This window comes from Dactylosporangium sp. NPDC049742, from assembly GCF_040674675.1.
In the GTDB taxonomy this organism is placed as follows: Bacteria; Actinomycetota; Actinomycetes; order Mycobacteriales; family Micromonosporaceae; genus Dactylosporangium; species Dactylosporangium maewongense.
This window is the reverse complement of record NZ_JBFANF010000017.1, coordinates 135,230-154,857: the sequence shown is the minus strand read 5'-3', so window position 1 is coordinate 154,857 and position 19,628 is coordinate 135,230. Positions and strand designations below refer to the sequence as shown.

Below are 19,628 nucleotides of genomic sequence, written 5' to 3'. Positions count from 1 at the left end.
AAGAGGAGAACAGAGCATGGCCACCGTGCTGGTGAAGGGCCAGAACACCGCGCTGACCGCCAACGACGTGCGCGTCGTGGTGGAGGTCGGCGTCGCCACCGACCTGTCCGCGCTGCTGGTGACGGCGGCCGGCAAGGTGCGCACCGACGCCGACTTCGTCTTCTACAACCAGCCGCAGGGCCCCGGTGTCTCCGTCAGTGACACCGGCGGCGGCAGGTGGCAGGCGTCGGTCACCACCGGCGCGATCCCGGCCGACGTCGACAAGGTCCGCGTCGTGGTCAGCGTCGACGGCACCGGCCAGCGGTTCGGGCAGTTCGCCCCGCCGGTCGCCAAGGTGTTCGACCAGGCCGGCGCCGAGCTCGTCCAGTACGTGATCACCGGGCTGGACACCGAGAGCATGGTCATCGCGCTGGAGATCTACCGCCGCGGCGCCGACTGGAAGGTCCGGGCCGTCGGCCAGGGCTACGCCGGCGGCCTCGCCGACCTGGTCCGCGACCACGGCGTGTCGGTCGACGACGCGCCGGCGCCGGCCGCGACCCCGCAGTCCGCCCCGCCGGCCCCGCAGTCCGCGCCGCCGGTGGCCCAGCCGCCCGCCACGCCGCCGCCGCCCGCCGCGCCGGTGTACACGATGCCCGCGCAGACGGCGCCCGCGCACGTCGCACCGCCGCAGGAGACGCCGGCGTACGGGCAGCAGACCCCGCAGCACAACCCGCCGCCGTACGGCCAGCAGCCCCCGGCCGCCCCGGCCTACGGGCAGCAGCCTCCCGCCGCCCCGTACGGCCAGCAGCCGCCGGCCGCCCCGGCCTACGGTCAGCAGCCTCCCGCCGCCCCGTACGGGCAGCCGACCCAGCAGATGCCGCCGGTCGCGCCGCCGCAGCCCGCCGCCCCGCCGCAGGACGCCCCGGTCGGCGGCCCCGGCGGCCCCGTCAACCTCAGCAAGGGCCAGCGGGTGTCGCTGCGCAAGCAGGACGGCACGTCGCTCAGCCTGGTCCGGATGGGTCTCGGCTGGGACCCGCTGAAGAAGCGCGGCCTGTTCGGCAACCGCGAGGTCGAGATCGACCTGGACGCCTCGGCGATCCTGTTCGCCGACAAGCAGCCGGTGGACATCGCGTTCTTCAACCAGCTGCGCAGCAAGGACGGCTCCGTCCAGCACACCGGTGACAACCGCACCGGCGCCGGCGACGGCGACGACGAGTCGATCGTCGTGGACCTCAACCGCGTCCCCGCCCACGTCACCTCGATCATCTTCGTGGTCACGTCGTACGAGGGGCACACCTTCGCGCAGGTCGAGCAGGCCTTCTGTCGGCTGGTGGACGAGACGACCCGCGCGGAGCTCACCCGCTATACGCTCTCCGGCGGCACGCCGAGCACCGGCATGGTCATGGCCAAGCTGCACCGCGACGGCAACGCCTGGAAGATGACGGCGATCGGCGAGCCCCAGAACGCCAAGCAGCCGCTGGAGATGATCCCGCAGCTCGGCCGCTTCCTGTAGGGCCCCGGCAGTCAGAAGTCAGGATCCGTCGGCATCAGGAGGGGGAACAATGACGGTGGTCTTCGTCAAGGGGCAGAACGCGCCCCTGGCGGCGCAGCAGGTCAGGATCATGGTCGACGCGAGCGTCGCGGTCGACCTGTCGGCGTTGCTGCTCGCGGAGACGGGACGCGTCCGGACCGACGGTGACTTCGTCTTCTACAACCAGCCGGCGGCGCCGGGGCTGACGTGGCTGACCGGCGGCGCCGGCGGGGCGCAACGGGTCGAGATCGACCTGGCGAAGATCCCCGCCGACGTCGACCGGGTCATCGCCGTCATCAGCCCCGACGACCGCACCATGACGTTCGGGTCCGGCCCGGCGCCGGTCGCCCGGCTCGTCGAGGCGACCGGCACGGAGCTGGGGACGTTCACCATGCAGGGCCTCAGCGAGGAACGGGCCGTCATCGCCTGGGAGCTGTACCGCCGGGGCGGCGCCTGGAAGGTCCGCGCCATCGGCCAGGGCTACTCCGGCGGCCTGGCCCAGCTGATCGCGGCGCACGGGGTGGACGTCGAGCAGGAGGAGCCGCCACCGGCGCCGGTGACGTCGTCCCCGCACTTCCCGGGCACGTCGGGGCCGGTGACGTCGTCGCCGCACTTCCCCGGCACCGGCGCGGCCCCGGCCGCCGCCGCCTCGCAGCAGCCGCTGCCGGAGGTCGGCGGCCCCCTGGAGGAGCGCCTCTACCAGCAGGTGTGGTCGATCTTCCAGGACGCGGCCCGGTCCACGTCGGCGCTGCGCTCCGCCGTCGGCTACGCGGAGCAGCGCCGCGACAACGAGGTCGGCGAGCTGCTCAACGACCCGCGGCTGCGCAACTCGCCGCAGACGGCCGCGGCCCGCGCCGAGGCCGACCGCCGCCACGACGAGCTCGTCCGCCGCGCCGAGACGGACCGCCGCCGCGACGTCGACCAGCTCGTCACCGAGCTCAGGAGCCTCTCGGGGACACTCCCGGCGCCGATGGCCGCCTGGGACAGCCCGCGCTGGCGGGACTGGCGCCTGCCGGAGACGATGACCGCCGGCATCCGCGTCGGTGACGTGCACGTGCCGGAGTCGCCGGAGCTGCGGATCCCGCTGCTGTTCCGGCTGCCGCTGATGCGGGCGCTGTGGATCGACTCGACCGGCGCCGACCGGGCCGCGGCCCAGGCGATGGCCCGCTCCGTCGTCGTGCGGCTCCTCGCCGCGCACCCGCCGGGCCAGCTCAGCGTGCAGGTGGCGGACCTCGCCGGCGGCGGCGCCGCGGGCCGCGCCTTCGACGGCGCCCACCTCGGCGGCGCGCCCGGCGGGGCGGCGTCGGTGCCGGTCGCCGCGACCCCGCAGGCGCTCAGCGACATGCTGGAGCACCTCGTCGAGCGGGTCGACCTGGTGCAGATGGCGATGCGCGCCGGCGCGATGGGCTCGCCCTACGAGAACATCGACGGCGGGCGGCGGCTGCTCGTGCTGCACGACTTCCCGTACGGTTTCGACGAGGCCACCTTCGCCCGCCTGCAGTACCTGCTCAACGAGGGCCCCGAGGCCGGCGTGCACGTGCTGATGGTCGCCGACCCGGCGGACTCCTCCACGCTCGGCCCGATGGTCGGGGCGGTGTGGCGCTCGATGGCCCGGCTGCCGGTCCTGTCCGGCGACCACATGGGCGACCCGTGGGTGGGGCTGACCTGGACGTTCACGCCGGACGTGACCACGGGCAGCGCCGCCGTCGACGAGATCCTGGCCCGCCTCGCCCGTCAGGCGAACGGGCAATGAACCGGCCGTGTCCCGCGGGGGTTGTCCGGTGCCGCTATAAGTTGATCGCAGACGCGCTGTCGTTGTAGCCGAGGAGATCACGTGTCTCAGTCATTCACTCGGGGGCAGAAGAGCCCGATTTCGAACTTCACCACGGGAGATGATCTGTATGTAGGCATCCAGTTGAACGCTCCCGGGATCACGTGGGACATCTCGTGCTTCGGGCTGGATGCCGACGACAAGCTCGTGGACGACAACTACTTCATCTTCTTCAACCAGCCGAAGTCGCCCGAGGGGTCGATCCAGAAGCTGGGCCCGCAGTCCGGTGACACCGACTCGTTCCGGGCGACGCTCAACGCCGTGCCGGAGAAGGTCGCGAAGCTGTCGTTCTGCGCGGCGATCGAGACGTCCGGCACCGCCAGCCAGCTCCAGTCCGGCTACCTGCGCATCGTCGCGGGCGGGCAGGAGGTCATGCGGTACAGCTTCACCGGCGCCGACTTCGGCACCGAGCGGGCGATCATCATCGGCGACCTCTACCGCAAGGGTGTCTGGCGCGCCGCCGCCGTCGGGCAGGGCTTCGCCGGCGGTCTCGCCGACCTGATCCGCTCGTACGGTGGCAACGTCGACGACGAGCCCGCGCCGGCGCCTGCGGGTCCCGCGCCCGGCTTCGCGCCGCCGCCCGGTGGCGCTGCGCCGCAGCAGGGTTTCGCCCCGCCGCCCCCGCCGCCGACCCAGCAGTTCGCGCCGCCGCCTCCGCCGCCCCAGCAGCAGCAGTTCGCGCCGGCGCCGCAGCAGCAGGGCTTCCCGCCGCAGGGCCAGCCCGGGTACCCGCCGCAGCAGCCCGGCTATCCGCCGCAGGGCCAGCCTGGTTACCCGCCCCAGCAGCAGGGCTTCCCGCCGCAGGGCCAGCCTGGGTACCCGCCGCAGGGCCAGCCCGGTTACCCGCCGCAGCAGGGCGACCTGCTGCCGTCGCAGGCGCAGCGGGTCCAGCCCGGCGTCATGCACAGCATCCAGAAGTACAAGGAAGCGCCGACCACCGGCCGCTGGACGAAGCAGAACGGCAAGCTCGTCAAGGTCACCCTCGGCCCGGACGCCCACGCGCGGCGCGGGTCGATGGTCGCCTACCAGGGCAACGTCGAGTTCGAGTACAAGGGCTCCGGCGGCCTGAAGGCGATGTTCGAGGGCGCGATGACCGGCCAGGGCCTGAAGCTCATGACGCTGAAGGGCCAGGGCGAGGTGTTCCTCGCCGAGAACGCCAACGACCTGCACATCGTCGAGCTGCAGGGCCAGGCGCTGTGCATCAACGCCAACAACGTGCTCGCCTTCGACTCGACCCTCCAGACCGAGGTCAAGCGGATCGAGAGCCCCGGCATCCCGGGTGGCGGCATGTTCCACCTGGAGGTCAGGGGCCAGGGCACCGTCGTGGTCATGACCAAGGGCACCCCGGTCACGCTGCAGTGCCAGGGCCCGACGTTCGGTGACATGAACGCCGTCGTCGCCTGGACCGCCGGCATGCGGGTCGCGGTGTCGACGCAGGTCCGGGTGTCCCGGCAGATCTACGCCGGCGCCAGCGGCGAGTCCGTCGCGCTCCAGTTCATGGGAATGCAGGGCCACTTCGTCGTGGTCCAGCCCTACGAGGTCTGAAAGGGGACGCTGTGCAGAGTCCGCTGCTCCAACACTATGGCCAGACGCAGGTCCGGGACCGGATGAGTCTTCACGGCAGCAAGATCGCCAAGATCATCATGGGGCCGGGTCAGGATCTCATGGCCCGCACCGGCTCGATGATCGCCTACGAGGGGCTCATCGACTTCAACCCCAACCCGCCGCAGCTGGGCCAGATGGCCCGCTCCTGGGCGACCGGCGAGGGCGTGCCGCTGATGACCGCCACCGGCCAGGGCGAGCTCTACCTCGCCGACTACGGCAAGGAGGTCGTCGTCGTGCAGCTCGCCGGCGAGGGCCTGTCCGTCAACGGCAAGAACATCCTCGCCTTCGACGCGACCCTCCAGTGGAGCATCGAGCGGGTCAAGGGCGTCAGCATGCTGTCCGGCATGGGCATGTTCAACGTGGTCATCCGCGGCAACGGCTGGGTCGCGCTGACCAGCAAGGGCACGCCCGTCGTCCTCGACACCCGCGAGGCGCCGACCTACGTGGACACCGACGCGCTCGTCGGCTTCACCGACGGGCTGAGCATCAGCCCCAAGCGCACCGCCCGCTTCGGCAGCCTCATCGGCCGTGGCTCCGGTGAGTCGTTCCAGCTCGGCTTCTCCGGGCAGGGTTTCGTGATGGTCCAGCCGAGCGAGGACGCGCGCCCCGCGGTCTCGGTCCGGGGCTGAGGAGGCAGACATGTATCAGAGTTCCCTGCTGGCCAACCAGGAAGTCCAGAGCAACGAGCGCTTCGCGCTGCAGAACGGCAAGATGCTCAAGGCCACCCTCGGCCAGGCCAGCGGCATGCGGGAGTTCTACGCCCGCAAGGGCGCGATGGTCGCCTACCAGGGCGGCGTGAACTTCGACGCGCAGTACCAGGGCTGGGGCTCGCACATCGCCCGGCACTTCACCGGCGAGGGCCTGAACCTGATGAAGGTCTCCGGCAGCGGCACGGTGTTCCTGGCCAACCAGGCCCAGGACATCCACGTCCTCGACCTCACCGGCGACGGCCTCACCGTCGACGGCAACAACGTCCTCGCCTTCGAGACCCAGCTGCGCTGGGACATCGTCCGCATCGACTCGCAGGTGGAGATCGCCGGCGCCGGCGGCTACAACATCGACCTCAACGGCAACGGCAAGGTGGCGGTCACCACGACCGGCGCGCCGCTGGTCATGCGGGTCACCCCGAACAACTACTACTTCGCCGACGCCGACGCGGTCATCGCCTGGAGCTCGAGCCTGCAGGTCAGCATGCAGGCGGCGGTCACGTCCTCGTCGGTGTGGCGCCCCCGCGGCAACACGGGCGAGAGCTGGCAGATGCAGTTCACCGGCGAAGGCTTCGTCGTGGTCCAGCCGGCCGAGCTCATGCCGCCCTACGACGCCCTCGCCGGCACCAACATGGCCGGCCGCTTCGGCCTCGGCCAGCAGGGCGGCATGCAGGGCAACAACTTCTTCGGCGGCATGGGCGGCGGCCGCTGACCCGTCCGAACTGACGATCCGACCGGTCCCGGGTGGCGCTCGCCGCCCGGGACCGCACTCGTTCGCCCCGCCACAACCACCCGCCGCCGCAACGCGGCCTTACCCCGCCCGCAGTCGCCGCTCCTCTTCGGATCGCGGTTCCGCCGGACCAGACGCTGGTCAATGCCCGGGTTCGCGGCATTCGTGCATCGACCAGCGGGGCTCGGGTGTTCAGGTGGGTGGGGGGAGCTCGCCGGAGCCGCGGACGATCAGGCGGGTCTCGACCAGGTGGGTGGTTGGCTCCCAGTCCTCGCCGTCGAGGCGGCGGAACAGGATGTCGGCGGCGACCCGGCCCATCCGGTACGGGTCCTGCGACACCACCGTCACCGCCGGCTCCAGCAGGTCCGCCAGGGGGAAGTCGTCGAAGCCGACGACCGCGACCCGGTGCTGCAGCCCCCTGGCGCGCAGGGCGCGGATCGCGCCGATCGTGATGAGGTTCTGCGCGCTGAAGCACGCCGTCGGCGGGGTGGCGGAGTCCAGGAGCCGGCCGAACGCGGCCTCGGCCGCCTCGGTGGTGTGCAGGTCGTGCGCGATGTGCGCGGGGTCGGGCCGGATGCCGTGGTCGCTGAGGGCCTCCTTGTAGCCCTGGAAGCGGCGCCGGGCCGTCGCGATCGTGTGCAGGTCGCCGAGGAAGGCGATGTCGCGGTGCCCGTGGGCGGCGAGGTGGCGGACCGCGTCGGCGGCGCCTGACTCGTTGTCGACGAGGACGGCGTCGGCGTGCAGGCCGACGGGCGGGCGGTCGACGAAGACGAGCGGCGTCCCGGTGGTGACCTCGCGGGTCAGGTACGCCTGGTTGTCGCTGGCCGGCACGATCAGCATCGCGTCGGCCTGGCGCATCGCGAACGCCCGGACGAGGGCACGCTCGCGCGACGGGTCCTCCTCGACGCTGCCGGCGAAGACCATCACGTCGCGGGCGTGCGCGACGTCCTCGAGCGCCCGGTACAGCGCCGAGGAGAACGGGTTGGAGACGTCCTCGAGGACGGCGGCGACGGCGGCGGTGCGGCCGCCCGCGCGGCGCAGGCTGCTCGCGGTGATGTTGGGCCGGTACTCCAGCTGCCTGATCGCCCGCTCGACGGCGCCCGCCTTCGACGGGCTGACGCCCGGCTCGCCGTTGACGACCCGCGACACCGTCTTCGGGCTGACCCCCGCCAGCTGCGCCACGTCGCGCAGCGTCGGGCGGGCACGGGCGGCGCTGTCCACGGCACTCCCTCGCGGCAAGATCGGCTGCACCATTATCGCCGGGCCCGCCAAGTGTCCCCGACGCAGGTCGCTTTGACAACGATGTCAAGTTGCTGCCGTACAGCGCCAAGAGCATCAGCGCCGTCATATTGACAATCATGATGAGGTGAGTCGACACTCCTTGACATCGTTGTCAAAGCTGCCTCGAGGAGTTGACATGATCCCACGCAACCGTCCGGCGGCAGGGCTGCTCGCCGTCGCGCTGGTCGCCGCCGGCCTTACCGGCGCGTGCGGCGACGACAGCGGTGACGGCCAGGTGTCGGTCTCGCTGATCACGAAGAACTCGACCAACCCCTTCTTCGTCACCATGCAGGACGGCGCGAAGCAGGCCGCCGCCGCCGAAGGCGTCAAGCTGACCGTCGCCGCGGGCAAGGCCGACGGCGACGAGGCCGGCCAGGTGCAGGCCATCGAGGACGCCATCGCCCGCGGCGACAAGGGCATCCTCATCACGCCGAACGGCCCGGGCGTCAACCCGGCGATCAAGAAGGCCCGCGACGCCGGCCTGTACGTCATCGCCCTCGACACCCCGCCGGACCCGGCGAACACCGTGGACATCACGTTCGCCACCGACAACTTCAAGGCCGGCGAGCTCATCGGCAAGTGGACCGCCGCGCAACTCGGCGGCAAACCCGCCACGATCGCCATGCTCGACCTGTTCAACGACAAGATCGTCTCGGTGGACTACAACCGGGACCAGGGCTTCCTGACCGGCATGGGGATCGACGTCAAGGACAAGAAACGCAACGGCGACGAGGCGAAGACCGGCAGCTACTCCGGCGGCACGTACAGCATCGTGTGCAACGAGCCGACGGGCGGGGCGGAGGACGGTGGGCGTACCGCCATGGAACGCTGCCTGACGAAGAACCCCTCGGTCAACGTCGTCTATACCATCAACGAGCCGGCCGCCGTCGGCGCGCAGAAGGCCCTCAAGGCCGCCGGCACGCAGAACGTCCTCGTCGTCTCCATCGACGGCGGCTGCGACGGCGTCAAGCAGGTCAAGGACGGGCTCATCAACGCGACGTCGCAGCAGTACCCGACGAAGATGGCCGAGCTCGGCGTGAAGGCGATCAAGCAGATCGCCACCGGCGGCGAGAAGCCGAAGGTCACCGGCGGCCTCGACTTCTTCGACACTGGCGTCACCCTCGTCACGGACAAGCCGGCCGCGGGCGTGGAGAGCATCGACAGCACCGCCGCCACCAGCCGCTGCTGGGGCAAGTCATGACCGCGCTCGTCGGTTCTGCCGTCGCCGGTCGCTGCTGGGGTACGTCGTGACCGCGCTCGCGAGCACCGCCGCCGAGCAGTTCGCGCTCCGCCGCCGGTCGCCGATCCAGCGGGTCCAGCACGTGCTGCACTCGTACCCGGCGATCAGCCCGTTCCTGGTGCTCGTCCTCTCCTTCGCCGTGTTCTCGCTCATCAACCCGCGCTTCGCCCAGCCGAACGCGCTGTCGCTGGTGCTGCAGCAGGTCGCCGTCATCGGCGCCCTCGCCGTCGGGCAGACCCTGGTCATCCTCACCGCCGGCATCGACCTCTCCGTCGGCGCCGTCACGATCCTCGCCATGATGCTGTCCGCGAAGCTCGCCTCGGACGGCGGCATCCCCGGCGTCCTCGCCGTGCTCGTCGGCATCGCCGTCGGCGTCGCCGCCGGCACCCTCAACGGCGCGCTCGTCACCCGCATCGGGCTGCCACCGTTCATCGTCACGCTCGGCACCCTCAGCGTCTTCACCGCGATCGGGCTGCTGTACTCGAAGGGCCAGAGCGTCCAGTCCGCCGACCTGCCGGCACTGCTCAACTGGACCGGGGAGACGTTCGCGATCGGCCGCTTCCGCATCACCGCCGGCGTGGTCCTCGTCGCCGTCCTGTACGTCGTGGTCGGCTTCGCCCTCGCCAACACCGCATGGGGCCGGCACGTGTACGCGGTCGGCGACGACAAGGAGGCCGCCCGGCTCGCCGGCATCCGCGTCGACCGGGTCCTGCTCAGCGTCTACGTCACCGCCGGCGCCATCTACGGCCTCACCGCCTGGATCCTCATCGGCCGCGCCGGCGCCGCCAGCCCCAACGCGATCACCGACGCCAACCTGGAAAGCATCACCGCCGTCGTCATCGGCGGCACCAGCCTCTTCGGCGGCCGCGGCGCCGTCCTCGGTACCCTGCTCGGCGCCCTCATCGTCGGCTTCTTCCGCAGCGGCCTGTCCCTCGCCGGCGTCGACGACCAGTACCGCGTCCTCGCCGTCGGCCTGCTCGTCCTGCTCGCCGTCGCCGTCGACCAGTGGATCAGGAGGGTCCGCGCATGACCGCCCCCGTGCTCTCCGCCCGCGGCCTGGTGAAGACCTTCGGCCGGGTCGTAGGCCTCGACGGCGTCGACATCGACCTGCACCCGGGCGAGGTCCTCGCCGTCATCGGCGACAACGGCGCCGGCAAGTCCACACTCATCAAGTGCCTCACCGGCGCCCTGGTCCCCGACGCCGGCACTCTGCTGCTGGACGGCAGGCCGGTGCACTTCAAACGGCCGCAGGACGCCCGCGACGCCGGCATCGAAACCGTCTACCAGACCCTCGCGGTCGCCCCCGCCCTCGACATCGCCAGCAACCTCTACCTCGGCCGGGAACGCCTGCGCCCCGGCCCGCTCGGCACCGTCCTGCGGATGCTCGACAAGAAGGGCATGCGCCGCGACGCCGCCCAAGCCCTCGCCGACCTGGGCATCGGCACCCTGCAAAACATGACCCAGCCCGTCGAGACCCTCTCCGGCGGCCAGCGCCAGGCCGTCGCCGTCGCCCGCGCCGCCGCCTTCGGCAGCAAGGTCATCGTCCTGGACGAGCCGACCGCCGCCCTCGGCGTCCGCGAGTCCAACCAGGTCCTGAAGATGATCGACGAGGTCCGCTCCCGCGGCCTGCCCGTCATCCTCATCAGCCACAACATGCCCCACGTCTTCGAGGTCGCCGACCGCATCCACATCCAGCGCCTCGGCCGCTGCGCCGGCCTCATCACCCCCCGCTCCCACACCATGTCGGAGGCGGTCGCCGTCATGACCGGCGCCACGACGCTGACCGAAACCCCGGGCCGCCCTGCCGGCGGCAAGGACGGTGACGCGTGATCACCGCCGCCGTCACGACCAGCCCCACGACGCCGGCCGAACCCCCGAGGCCACTCTGACGGCGCTGAGGACGGTGACGCGTGATCACCGCCGCCGTCGCGCCCGGCCCCACGACGCCGGCCGAACCCCCGAGGCCACTCTGACGGCGCTGAGGACGGTGACGCGTGATCACCGCCGCCGTCACGACCGGCCCCACGACGCCGGCCGAGATCCCGGGCCGCTCTGACGGCCGCAACGACGGTGACGCGTGATCACCGTCCTCGGCGAGGCCCCGGTGGACCTGATCGAGGGTCCACCGGCCGCCCCGAGGCGTACCCCGGCGGCAGCCCCGCCAACGTCGCCGTCGCCCTGGCCCGCCTCGGCACCGACGCCGCGTTGCTGACCCAGAGGCACGGACGCCGTGGTGCTGACCCAGAGGCACGGACGCCGTGGTGCTGACCCGGAGGCACGGACGCTGCGTGCTGACCCAGGGGCATCGACGCTGCGGTGCTGACCCAGGTCCGCGGCGACCGGCGGCGACGATGCGACGGGCCTGCTGCGTCGGTGGCCGCGTGAGCTCCGACGCCGAGGTTGTCGCTCGGTGACCGCGGCGGGCGGGACCGCCTCCTCGGCGAGGATGGCGAGGAGGCTGCCCGGTGACCGCGCGGGCGCGGGCGGGTGGTGGGTGCGATGGGGTGCGAGTGCGGGTGGTGCCAGAGGTCACGGGCCCGGCGTGGGCCGCCGTACGTCGGGAGGACGTGGCGGGTGCCGGTATCGGTACCGCTCTAAATACCGTAGCAACGCCCTGCAAATCGGCGGCTGGGTGGGTTACGCACCGTCACGGTCGTCGGCGTGGTGGTGTGACACGGCGAGTTGGGTTGCGGCGGGTGACGGGGTGGTGACGGGGTCGAGTTCGTCGTAGCCGCTCTCGACGTCGTTGAAGCCCAGGTACAGCTCGTCGGCGTGGTGCAGGTAGCTGTCGGCGGTAGGGGCGGTGGCGTCGGTCCACGTGAAGGTGGTCGGCTGGCCCGGGCGCAGCAGCGGCTCGCGCAGCGGCGGCAGCTGGGACTCGATCGCCGGCCAGTCGAGGGTGAGGCGGCACGGCGGGCCGGGGACGGGTGGCACGTCCCCGTCGAGGACCGCCTCGTCGAGGGCCTCCAGCGCGGCCGCCGCGGCCGGGTCCGTCGCCGCGCGGGCCTGCAGGTCCAGGAAGTGTGTGACGATCCGGACCGCGTCCAGGGACTCGATGTCGCCGGGGTCGGTGATCCGGTCGAACAGGTCCCATGGCTCGCCGTCGCGCTGGGACTCCAGGAGGGCGGCGACCGTCGCGTCGTGCCGGGGGTCGCCGGTACGCAGGAACGGGTGCAGGTCGAACCCGCCGGCGAGGGTGCCGTCCTGCACGACCCAGAGGTGCAGCACCGCCCCGTACCAGAGCGTCATGTACGCGAGGTGGTCGTCGTCGTACCGGCGGTCGAACGCGGCCCGGAGCGCGGCGAGGTCGCGGCCGGCGTGGATGTCGCCCTGGCGGGCGCCGCCCGGGCCGACCGAGAACTCCAGCAGATAACAGCTCACCCGTGCATCTTTCACCGGCCGCACCCGCGCCGACCTGCGGGGGCGGGGTGGCCCCGTTGTCCCGGGACATCGACCCGTGCTGTCGTGAGCGGCCAGCGAAGCGGCTCGGGCCGCTCACCGGTGTTGCAGGTGTGGCTCAGGCCGGCGCCGGAGCGCAGCGGAGGTGACGGCGTGAGCGCCGCCGATGAAGGAGGCGACAGGCATGAGGCAACGACGGGTGCGCGCCGCGGGGATCGCGGCCGCCGTGGTGGCACTGGTGGCCGGTGGGGTGAGCGTGCTGCCCGCGCTCGCCGCGGCCGGGCCGACCCTGGCCCAGGTGGCCACGGCGCGCGGGTTCTCGATCGGGACGGCCGCCGGGGTCAAGACCCTCGCGTCCAGCCAGTGGCGGTACGTCGCCGACACGCAGTTCAACTCGGTGACGATGGGCAACGAGGGCAAGTGGGACGCGACCGAGCCGGCGCAGGGCCAGTTCGACTTCGCGGCCGCCGACTTCATCGCCGACTACGCGCGCACGACCGGGAAGCGGCTGCGGGGGCACACGCTCGTGTGGCACAGCCAGCTGCCGGCGTGGGTGAGCGCCGACCGTACCGCCGCGGAACAGCGCCAGGTGCTCCTCGACCACGTGACCGGGGTGGCCGGGCACTTCAAGAACAAGGTCGCCCAGTGGGACGTCGTCAACGAGCCGTTCAACGAGGACGGCACGTTCCGCTCGTCCGTCTGGTACCAGCGGCTCGGTGAGGACTACATCGCCGACGCGCTCACCGCGGCGCGGGCCGCGGACCCGGCGGCGAAGCTGTACATCAACGACTACAACGTCGAGGGCGTCAACGCGAAGAGCACCGGGCTGTACAACCTGGTGCAGCGCCTCCAGGCCCGCGGCGTGCCGATCGACGGTGTCGGCCTGCAGGCGCACCTGATCGTCGGGCAGGTCCCGTCGACGCTGCGGCAGAACATCGAGCGGTTCACCGCGCTCGGCCTGAAGGTCGAGATCACGGAGCTCGACGTGCGGATCCCGCTGCCCGCCGACGCGTCGGAGCTCACCCAGCAGGCCGCGGACTACCGGGCGGTCGTCGGGGCGTGCGCCGCCGTCGCCGGGTGCACGGGGGTGACGACGTGGGGCGTCGGCGAGGCCGACTCGTGGGTGCCGGCGTTCTTCCCCGGGTACGGCGCCGCCCTCCTCTTCGACGAGCAGTGGCGGGCCCGGCCCGCGTACTCGGCGGTCGTCGAGGCGCTCGGCGGCACCCCGAGCGTGCCGGAGCCGCCGGCGACGCCGAGCCTGGTGACGGTCGCGTCGTGGCCGTTCGAGGCGGGCCTGGCCGGCTGGGGTTCGCGCGGCAGCGAGGTCACGGCGGCCAGCACCGCGGCCGCGCACGGCGGCACCGGCAGCGTCCTGTCGTCGGGCCGGACCGCGACGTGGCAGGGCCCGACCCGCCCGGTCCTGGACCTGCTCACCCCCGGCAAGCTGTACACGGTCTCCGCGTGGGCGCGCACCGCGTCCGGGTCGGGCACCGCCAGGCTCAGCATGCAGCGGCAGAACGGCACCGCCACCCGCTACGAGAACGTCAGCGCCAACACGGCGATCAGCACCACGTGGACCCGGCTCTCCGGCGACTACCTGTTCCTGCCGGGCGCGACGGCGCTGTCGGTGTACCTGGAGACGACGGACACGACCGGCGACCTGTACCTCGACGACGTCACCATCCAGACCGAGGGCACCCCGACGTCGGGCTCGGCCTCGGCGTCCGCGTCGGTCTCGGTGTCGCCGTCCGCGTCGAGGTCCCCGTCCGCTTCGGTCTCCCCGTCCGCGTCGAGGTCGCCGTCCAGGTCGCCGTCGGTGTCGCCCTCGTCGTCGGCGTCTTCCGGCGGTACAGGCTGCGCCGTGCACTACGCGAAGAACGACTGGGGCGGCGGGTTCGCCGGCGACGTCACGGTCACCAACACCGGCTCGGCGGCCGTGAACGGGTGGACGCTGCGCTGGACGTTCGCCGGGAACCAGCAGGTGAGTCAGGCCTGGAGCACGGTCCTGACCCAGTCCGGCGCCGCGGTCACCGCCGTCAACGCCGCCTGGAACGGCACCATCCCCGCCGGGGCGTCGGCGAACTTCGGCTTCCTCGCCTCGTACACCGGCGGCAACACCGACCCGTCGGCGTTCACGCTCAACGGCACGGCGTGCACCCTACGGTGACCTGACCGCGGTGTAGACGGTGTTCGCCGACGTGCGGCGCAGCAGCGGGTTGTCGAACGTGACGACCGATGCCCGTACGCCGGCGAACACCTCGGACAGGGTGGCCGTGAACGCCTCGTCCGGCGGGTCGTCGGACCAGAGCCCGAAGACGCCGCCGGGCCGCAGGTGCCCGGCGAGGCGGCGCAGCCCGGCGACGGTGTAGAAGCCGCCGTTGCCGGGGTGCAGCAGGTGCCGCGGGGAGTGGTCGATGTCGACGAGGACGGCGTCCGCCGGGCCGTAGCCCGCGCCGCCGTCGGTCAGGGCGAAGAAGTCGCCGTGGACGAACCGGCAGCGCGGGTCCCCGGTCAGCGCCTCCGACAGGGGCAGCAGCCCCCGCCGGTGCCAGCCGATGACGGCGTCGAGGAAGTCGACGACCACCAGGGACCGGACCCGCTGGTCCTGGAGCACGGCGTGGGCGGTGTACCCGAGGCCGAGCCCGCCGACGACCACGTCGAGGGGGCCTTCGGGCAGCGCGGCGAGGCCCAGCCGGGCCAGCTCGACCTCCGCGACCGTGAACAGGCTCGACATGAGGTACTCGTCGCCGAGCTTCACCTCGTGCACCTCGACGCCGAGCGACGGCTCCCGCCGCCGGCGCAGGCTGACCTCGCCGATGGGGGTCTGCTGCCAGTCGAGCTCCTCGAACCGACGTGTCATCGACGCACCCTAGCGTGGCGCCGGCGGGTCCCGCGGCGCAGACTGGGAACATGAGCGAATTTCCGGTCATCTTCCGCGGCTACGACCGGGCCCGCGTCGACGCGTTCGTGGCGTCCACGACCGCGGCGCTGGAGTCCGGCGACCCGGCCCGGCGGGCCGAGGCGGCGGCCGCGGCGAACGCCGTCAGCTTCCCGTCCGCCTCGTGGCGCGGCTACGACAAGGCCGCCGTCGACCACTACCTGCGCCGCATCGGCAAGGGCCGCCCGGACGACCGCGCGTAGCGCCGCTCCGAGACGCTGCTCCGAGACGCTGTCAGGAGACGCCCACGGGCTCGCGGCGCCGTGTGGGCGCCGGTGGCTTCGGCGCGGTCCGCCGGTTCGGCAGCGCGAGCCGGAACACCTTCGCCCACGCGGAGGCGACCTGCTTCGGCAGCGGACCGCTCGTGTACGACAGGCCGTACCGCTGGAACAGGTCCTGGATCTTCGGGGCGATCTCCTGGTAGCGGTTGCTCGGCAGGTCCGGGAACAGGTGGTGCTCGATCTGGAACGACAGGTTGCCGGTCATGAGGTGCATCAGCCGCCCGCCGGAGATGTTCGCCGAGCCGAGCATCTGGCGCAGGTACCACTCGCCGCGGGTCTCGCCCTCGATCGACGACTTCTCGAACGTCTCGACGCCCTTCGGGAAGTGCCCGCACATGATGACGGAGTGCGTCCACAGGTTGCGGATCAGGTTCGCGACCGCGTTCGCCGCGATCGTGTGCAGGAACGACGGGCCCGACAGCAGCGGGTGCAGCACGTAGTCCTTCGCCACCTGGCGCCCGATCTTGCGCAGCACCTGCCGGACGCCGGCCTTGAACTGCGGGCTGCGACGGCGTTCCTTCGTCGACAGGTTCCGGCCGAGCTCCAGGTCGTACGCGGCGATGCCGTACTCGAAGAAGCACGCGTTGACGAAGTTCCACAGCGGCTGGCCCAGGTGGACCGGGTGCCACCGCTGGTCCTCGTCGACGCGCATGATCCCGTAGCCGAGGTCGTTGTCGCGGCCGATGACGTTCGTGTACGTGTGGTGCAGCTCGTTGTGGGAGTGTTTCCACTGCTCCGACGGTGACGCGTTGTCCCACTCCCACGTCGTCGAGTGGATCTTCGGGTCGCGCATCCAGTCCCACTGGCCGTGCATGACGTTGTGGCCGATCTCCATGTTCTCGAGGATCTTCGCCACCGCCAGGCCGGCCGTGCCGACCAGCCACGCCGGCGGCAGGATCGAGAACAGCAGGACGCCGCGGCTGCCGAGCTCCAGCCAGCGCTGGACCTTGATGACCCGCCGGATGTACGCCGCGTCGCGCTCGCCCCGGCTGCTGATGACCTCGTCGCGGATCGCGTCGAGTTCGCGGCCGATCGCCTCGATGTCCTGCGGCGTCAGGTGGCCGACGGGGTTGACGGGCTTGCGCTGCAACGTGGTCACGTTCGGCGGGGTCCTTTCAGCGGTGGGCCGGGGGCGGCGTTCGTGATTCGGCCGGCGGGGGTCGGCGTCGGTTTTTCGTGCTTCGGGGCGGGGTTTCGTGCTCCGGGCCGGTGGTGCTTCTTGCTCCGGGGCCTGTGGTGCTTCTTGCTTCGGGCCGGTGGTGCTTCTTGCTTCAGGGCCTGTGGTGCTTCTTGCTCCGGGCCGGTGGTGCTTCTTGCTTCGGGGCCGGTCTGGGTCGGCTGCCGGTTTCAGGCTTCGAGCCGGCAGGGGCCTGCGGCGGCGGAGATGCACGTCTGGACGAGGACGTTGTCGCCCTCCGTGGCGGTGGTGACCCGGCCGTCGCGCAGGTCCCTGACGGCGCCCTCGCGCAGCGGCAGCACGCAGCCGAAGCAGATGCCCATCCGGCAGCCGGACGGCATCAGGACCCCGGCGGCCTCGCCGGCCTCCAGCAGCGGCGTGCCCGGGCCGGCCTCGACGACCTTGCCGGACCGCTGGAACGTCACCGTGCCGCCGTCGCCGTCACCGGCGACGATCGCGGGCCGGAACCGCTCGACGCGGAGCTCCCGCCGGCCCGTCCAGTGCCGCGTCAGCTCGTCGAGCATGTCGCTGGGGCCGCAGGCCCACGTGTCGCGCTCCGCGAGGTCCGGGACGAGCGTCTCGAGGTCGGCGGGGGAGAGGCGGCCGTCGACGCGGGTGTGCCGCTCGACCAGCCTGACCCTGCCGTCGCGGGCGAGCCCCCGCAGCTCGTCGCCGAAGAGGACGTCGTGTCGTGTCGGCGCGGAGTGTACGAGTACCGCATCCGCCAGACGGGTGGAGCGCAACATGCCCATCACCGGGGTGAGACCGCTGCCGGCCGTGACGAACAGGACCTTCGCCGCCGCGTCCGCGCCGGTGAACTCGCCGGTGGGGCGCTCCAGGCCGAGCAGCATGCCGGGGCGGGCCCGGTCGATCAGGTGGCGGCTCACCGCACCGCCGGCGACCGCGTTCACCGTGACCGTCACCAGCCCGTCGGGCCGGTCGGGCGCGCTGGTCAGCGAGTACGCCCGCCACAGGCGGACCCCGTCGACGTCCACGCCGAGCCGCAGGTACTGCCCGGGCTCGTGCCGCCGCCAGCCGCGCCCCGGCCGCAGCGTGAGGGTGACCGCCCGCTCCGTCTCCCGGTGGACCGCGACGACCTTCGCCCGCAACACGTCGGCGTTGCGCAGCGGCGCGATCACGTCGAGGTAGTCGCCCGGCACCAGCGGCGTCGTCAGGAGCTCGACGACCCGCCAGGCGCCGGCGCGTAGGGCTTGAGCAGCGACCATGGCTCCAGCATGAGGGGATGTTCAGGATAAAATCATGACCGGTCCGCGTGAATCGAGGCGTGATTCTTGTTCCCTGAAGACAAAACCACCGCGCTCGGCGCCTTCCGGTTGCAGGCCGGCGTCACCGAGTCACTCCGTCACGCCCTGCCGGAGGTCGCCGGTCACGCCGTGGCCGCCATCGTCCAGGAGGTTCCCGCGTACGCCGGAGCCCTCACCGGCGAGATGGGCACGAAGATCGAGCTGGCGGTCCGCGCCGCGCTCGGCGGCTTCCTGAACCTGGCCTCCCGCAAGACCGGCCCCTCACCCATGGCCGCGTCCCTCGAGGGCGCGTACGCGCTCGGCCGGGGCGAGGCCCGCTCCGGCCGCAGCCTCGACGCGCTCCTCGCCGCGTACCGGGTCGGCGCCAGGGTCGCGTGGCGGGAGCTCGCCGCCGTCACCGTCGGCGCCGGCATGGCGGCACCGGCCCTCGCGCGCTTCGCCGAGCTGACCTTCGCGTACATCGACGAGCTGTCCGCGGCGAGCGTCACCGGCCACTCCGACGAGCTCGCGACCTCCGGCCGCGCCCGCCGCCGCGCCCTGGACCGCCTCGCGCAGAGCCTCCTGGTGGGCGAGCCCGCCCAGGCCGTCGCGGCGGCCGCGGTCGCCGCCGAGGCCGCCGACTGGACCGCGCCGCAGACCCTGACCGCGGTCCTGCTCCCGGACAGCGGCATCCGCGCCATCCGGCCCGTCGTCGACCTGCTCGACCCGCGGACCCTGCAGACCACCGTCGAGCACCTCCGCGACACGTCGGTCCTGCTCGTCCCCGACGCCCACGGCGCCGCCCGCGGCCACCTGCTGCGCCTCGTCGCCCCGCACGGCGCCGTCACCGGCCCGCCCGTGCCGTGGTCCCTGGCCCGCCACTCGTTCGAGCGCGCCGTCCGCGTGTCCCGGCTCTTCCCGGGCGCCGCCCCCGTCGACACCGAGGAGCACCTGGTCGACCTGGTCGTCACCGCCGACCCCCGCGCCCTGGCCGACCTGCGCGAACAGGCTCTGGCCCCGCTCGCCGGCGAGCGCGAGTCCACCGTCACGAAGCTCGTCGAGACCCTGCGCAGCTGGCTGCTGCACCAGGGCCGCCGCGACGAGGTGGCCGCCGACCTCTTCGTCCACCCGCAGACCGTCCGCTACCGCGTGGCCAAGCTCCGCGAGCTGTACGGCGACCGCCTCCGCGACCCCGAGTGGCTCCTCCTGCTGACCGTCGCCCTGGGCACCCCCACCGTCACCCCCTGAAACCCCACCCCAGCACGGTTTGCACGACACCCACCAGCACGCACTACACTCGGTGCCTGACCGGTGGACAGATTCGCTGTCCGATTTTTTTGCGTGCGTTACGGTGTGTTGAAAACCGTGCGCCACCGCCGCCGCCCTCCGTTCCGTCCGCCGCAACCGCCCACGCCAGCCGTCCCCTCCCTGCCGGCGAATCGCAGCAACCCGGGCCGCGCGCGCCGTCACCGCGGCGCTGCCGCGCCCGCCCCGTCGAGTCCGCCGCCGCGGCAACTCTCGCTCGGGCAGCCGGGCCGCCCGCCCGACGTGCTCGGGTAGCCGGGCCCGCCCGCCCGACGTGCTCGGGTAGCGGGGCCGCCCGCCCGACGTGCTCGGGTAGCCGGGCCGCCCGCCTGACGTGCCGGAACGCCTCGACCGGATCTGACCTCACGCGTGGCGTCGCG

At 72.5% G+C, this 19,628-nt stretch carries 16 protein-coding genes; 11 read left to right on the top strand and 5 right to left on the bottom strand.

Going from position 1 to position 19,628, the window contains the following annotated elements; all coding sequences use genetic code 11:
- The first annotated feature begins 16 nt into the window (after window positions 1-16).
- The 5 genes from AB0J72_RS22505 (at window position 17) to AB0J72_RS22485 (ending at window position 6,365) form a co-directional block, all read left to right on the top strand.
- The gene (locus AB0J72_RS22505) at window positions 17-1,492 is read left to right on the top strand and encodes a TerD family protein (RefSeq protein WP_363401631.1); all 1,476 of its coding nucleotides are present in this window, start codon (window positions 17-19) and stop codon (window positions 1,490-1,492) included.
- A 49-nt stretch (window positions 1,493-1,541) separates the two neighbouring features.
- Window positions 1,542-3,263 (top strand): TerD family protein, encoded by a 1,722-nt coding sequence (locus tag AB0J72_RS22500; RefSeq protein ID WP_363401629.1) that lies wholly within the window; start codon window positions 1,542-1,544, stop codon window positions 3,261-3,263.
- Between the two features lie 81 nt (window positions 3,264-3,344).
- Window positions 3,345-4,886: a TerD family protein gene (locus tag AB0J72_RS22495; protein ID WP_363401627.1), complete on the top strand. Its 1,542-nt coding sequence runs from the start codon at window positions 3,345-3,347 to the stop codon at window positions 4,884-4,886.
- A 62-nt stretch (window positions 4,887-4,948) separates the two neighbouring features.
- A complete protein-coding gene (locus tag AB0J72_RS22490) occupies window positions 4,949-5,575 on the top strand; it encodes an AIM24 family protein (protein WP_344504530.1) in 627 nt (208 codons plus the stop codon).
- Between the two features lie 10 nt (window positions 5,576-5,585).
- Window positions 5,586-6,365 carry an AIM24 family protein gene (locus tag AB0J72_RS22485; protein WP_363401625.1) on the top strand — a complete coding sequence of 260 codons (780 nt, stop codon included), beginning with the start codon at window positions 5,586-5,588 and terminating at the stop codon, window positions 6,363-6,365.
- A 210-nt stretch (window positions 6,366-6,575) separates the two neighbouring features.
- On the opposite strand, the gene AB0J72_RS22480 is transcribed toward AB0J72_RS22485, so the two are convergent.
- Window positions 6,576-7,604 (bottom strand): LacI family DNA-binding transcriptional regulator, encoded by a 1,029-nt coding sequence (locus AB0J72_RS22480; RefSeq protein WP_363401623.1) that lies wholly within the window; start codon window positions 7,602-7,604, stop codon window positions 6,576-6,578.
- 196 nt (window positions 7,605-7,800) lie between these two features.
- On the opposite strand from AB0J72_RS22480, the gene AB0J72_RS22475 reads away from it, so the two are divergent.
- Genes AB0J72_RS22475 through AB0J72_RS22465 form a run of 3 tightly spaced genes read left to right on the top strand, consistent with a single transcriptional unit; the run spans window position 7,801 to window position 10,734 of the window.
- Window positions 7,801-8,865, top strand: coding sequence for a substrate-binding domain-containing protein (locus AB0J72_RS22475; protein WP_363401621.1), 1,065 nt, complete (start codon window positions 7,801-7,803; stop codon window positions 8,863-8,865).
- 46 nt (window positions 8,866-8,911) lie between these two features.
- Window positions 8,912-9,934, top strand: coding sequence for an ABC transporter permease (locus AB0J72_RS22470; protein ID WP_344504534.1), 1,023 nt, complete (start codon window positions 8,912-8,914; stop codon window positions 9,932-9,934).
- Window positions 9,931-10,734, top strand: coding sequence for an ATP-binding cassette domain-containing protein (locus AB0J72_RS22465; protein WP_363401618.1), 804 nt, complete (start codon window positions 9,931-9,933; stop codon window positions 10,732-10,734). Before AB0J72_RS22470 ends, AB0J72_RS22465 begins: the two co-directional genes overlap by 4 nt.
- 807 nt (window positions 10,735-11,541) lie before the next feature.
- On the opposite strand, the gene AB0J72_RS22460 is transcribed toward AB0J72_RS22465, so the two are convergent.
- Window positions 11,542-12,285, bottom strand: a complete 744-nt coding sequence (locus AB0J72_RS22460; protein ID WP_363401616.1) for a hypothetical protein — start codon at window positions 12,283-12,285, stop codon at window positions 11,542-11,544.
- A gap of 202 nt (window positions 12,286-12,487) precedes the next feature.
- Here AB0J72_RS22460 and AB0J72_RS22455 point away from each other — a divergent pair, with 202 nt between their 5' ends.
- A complete protein-coding gene (locus AB0J72_RS22455) occupies window positions 12,488-14,470 on the top strand; it encodes an endo-1,4-beta-xylanase (RefSeq protein WP_363401614.1) in 1,983 nt (660 codons plus the stop codon).
- On the opposite strand, the gene AB0J72_RS22450 is transcribed toward AB0J72_RS22455, so the two are convergent.
- Window positions 14,462-15,163, bottom strand: a complete 702-nt coding sequence (locus AB0J72_RS22450; RefSeq protein ID WP_363401612.1) for a spermidine synthase — start codon at window positions 15,161-15,163, stop codon at window positions 14,462-14,464. The two genes, AB0J72_RS22455 and AB0J72_RS22450, sit on opposite strands and share 9 nt — an antisense overlap.
- 50 nt (window positions 15,164-15,213) lie before the next feature.
- Between AB0J72_RS22450 and AB0J72_RS22445 the strand changes: the two genes are divergently transcribed.
- Window positions 15,214-15,444 (top strand): DivIVA domain-containing protein, encoded by a 231-nt coding sequence (locus tag AB0J72_RS22445; protein WP_363401610.1) that lies wholly within the window; start codon window positions 15,214-15,216, stop codon window positions 15,442-15,444.
- A 31-nt stretch (window positions 15,445-15,475) separates the two neighbouring features.
- Here the strand turns inward: AB0J72_RS22445 and AB0J72_RS22440 are convergent, their stop codons facing one another.
- Both AB0J72_RS22440 and AB0J72_RS22435 read right to left on the bottom strand, forming a co-directional pair.
- A complete protein-coding gene (locus AB0J72_RS22440; RefSeq protein ID WP_363401608.1) occupies window positions 15,476-16,621 on the bottom strand; it encodes an acyl-CoA desaturase in 1,146 nt (381 codons plus the stop codon).
- 248 nt (window positions 16,622-16,869) lie between these two features.
- Complete coding sequence (locus AB0J72_RS22435; RefSeq protein ID WP_363401606.1) at window positions 16,870-17,925, bottom strand: ferredoxin reductase; 1,056 nt, start codon at window positions 17,923-17,925, stop codon at window positions 16,870-16,872.
- Between the two features lie 66 nt (window positions 17,926-17,991).
- Here AB0J72_RS22435 and AB0J72_RS22430 point away from each other — a divergent pair, with 66 nt between their 5' ends.
- Window positions 17,992-19,191 carry a helix-turn-helix domain-containing protein gene (locus AB0J72_RS22430; RefSeq protein ID WP_363401604.1) on the top strand — a complete coding sequence of 400 codons (1,200 nt, stop codon included), beginning with the start codon at window positions 17,992-17,994 and terminating at the stop codon, window positions 19,189-19,191.
- The last annotated feature ends 437 nt before the right edge of the window (window positions 19,192-19,628 follow it).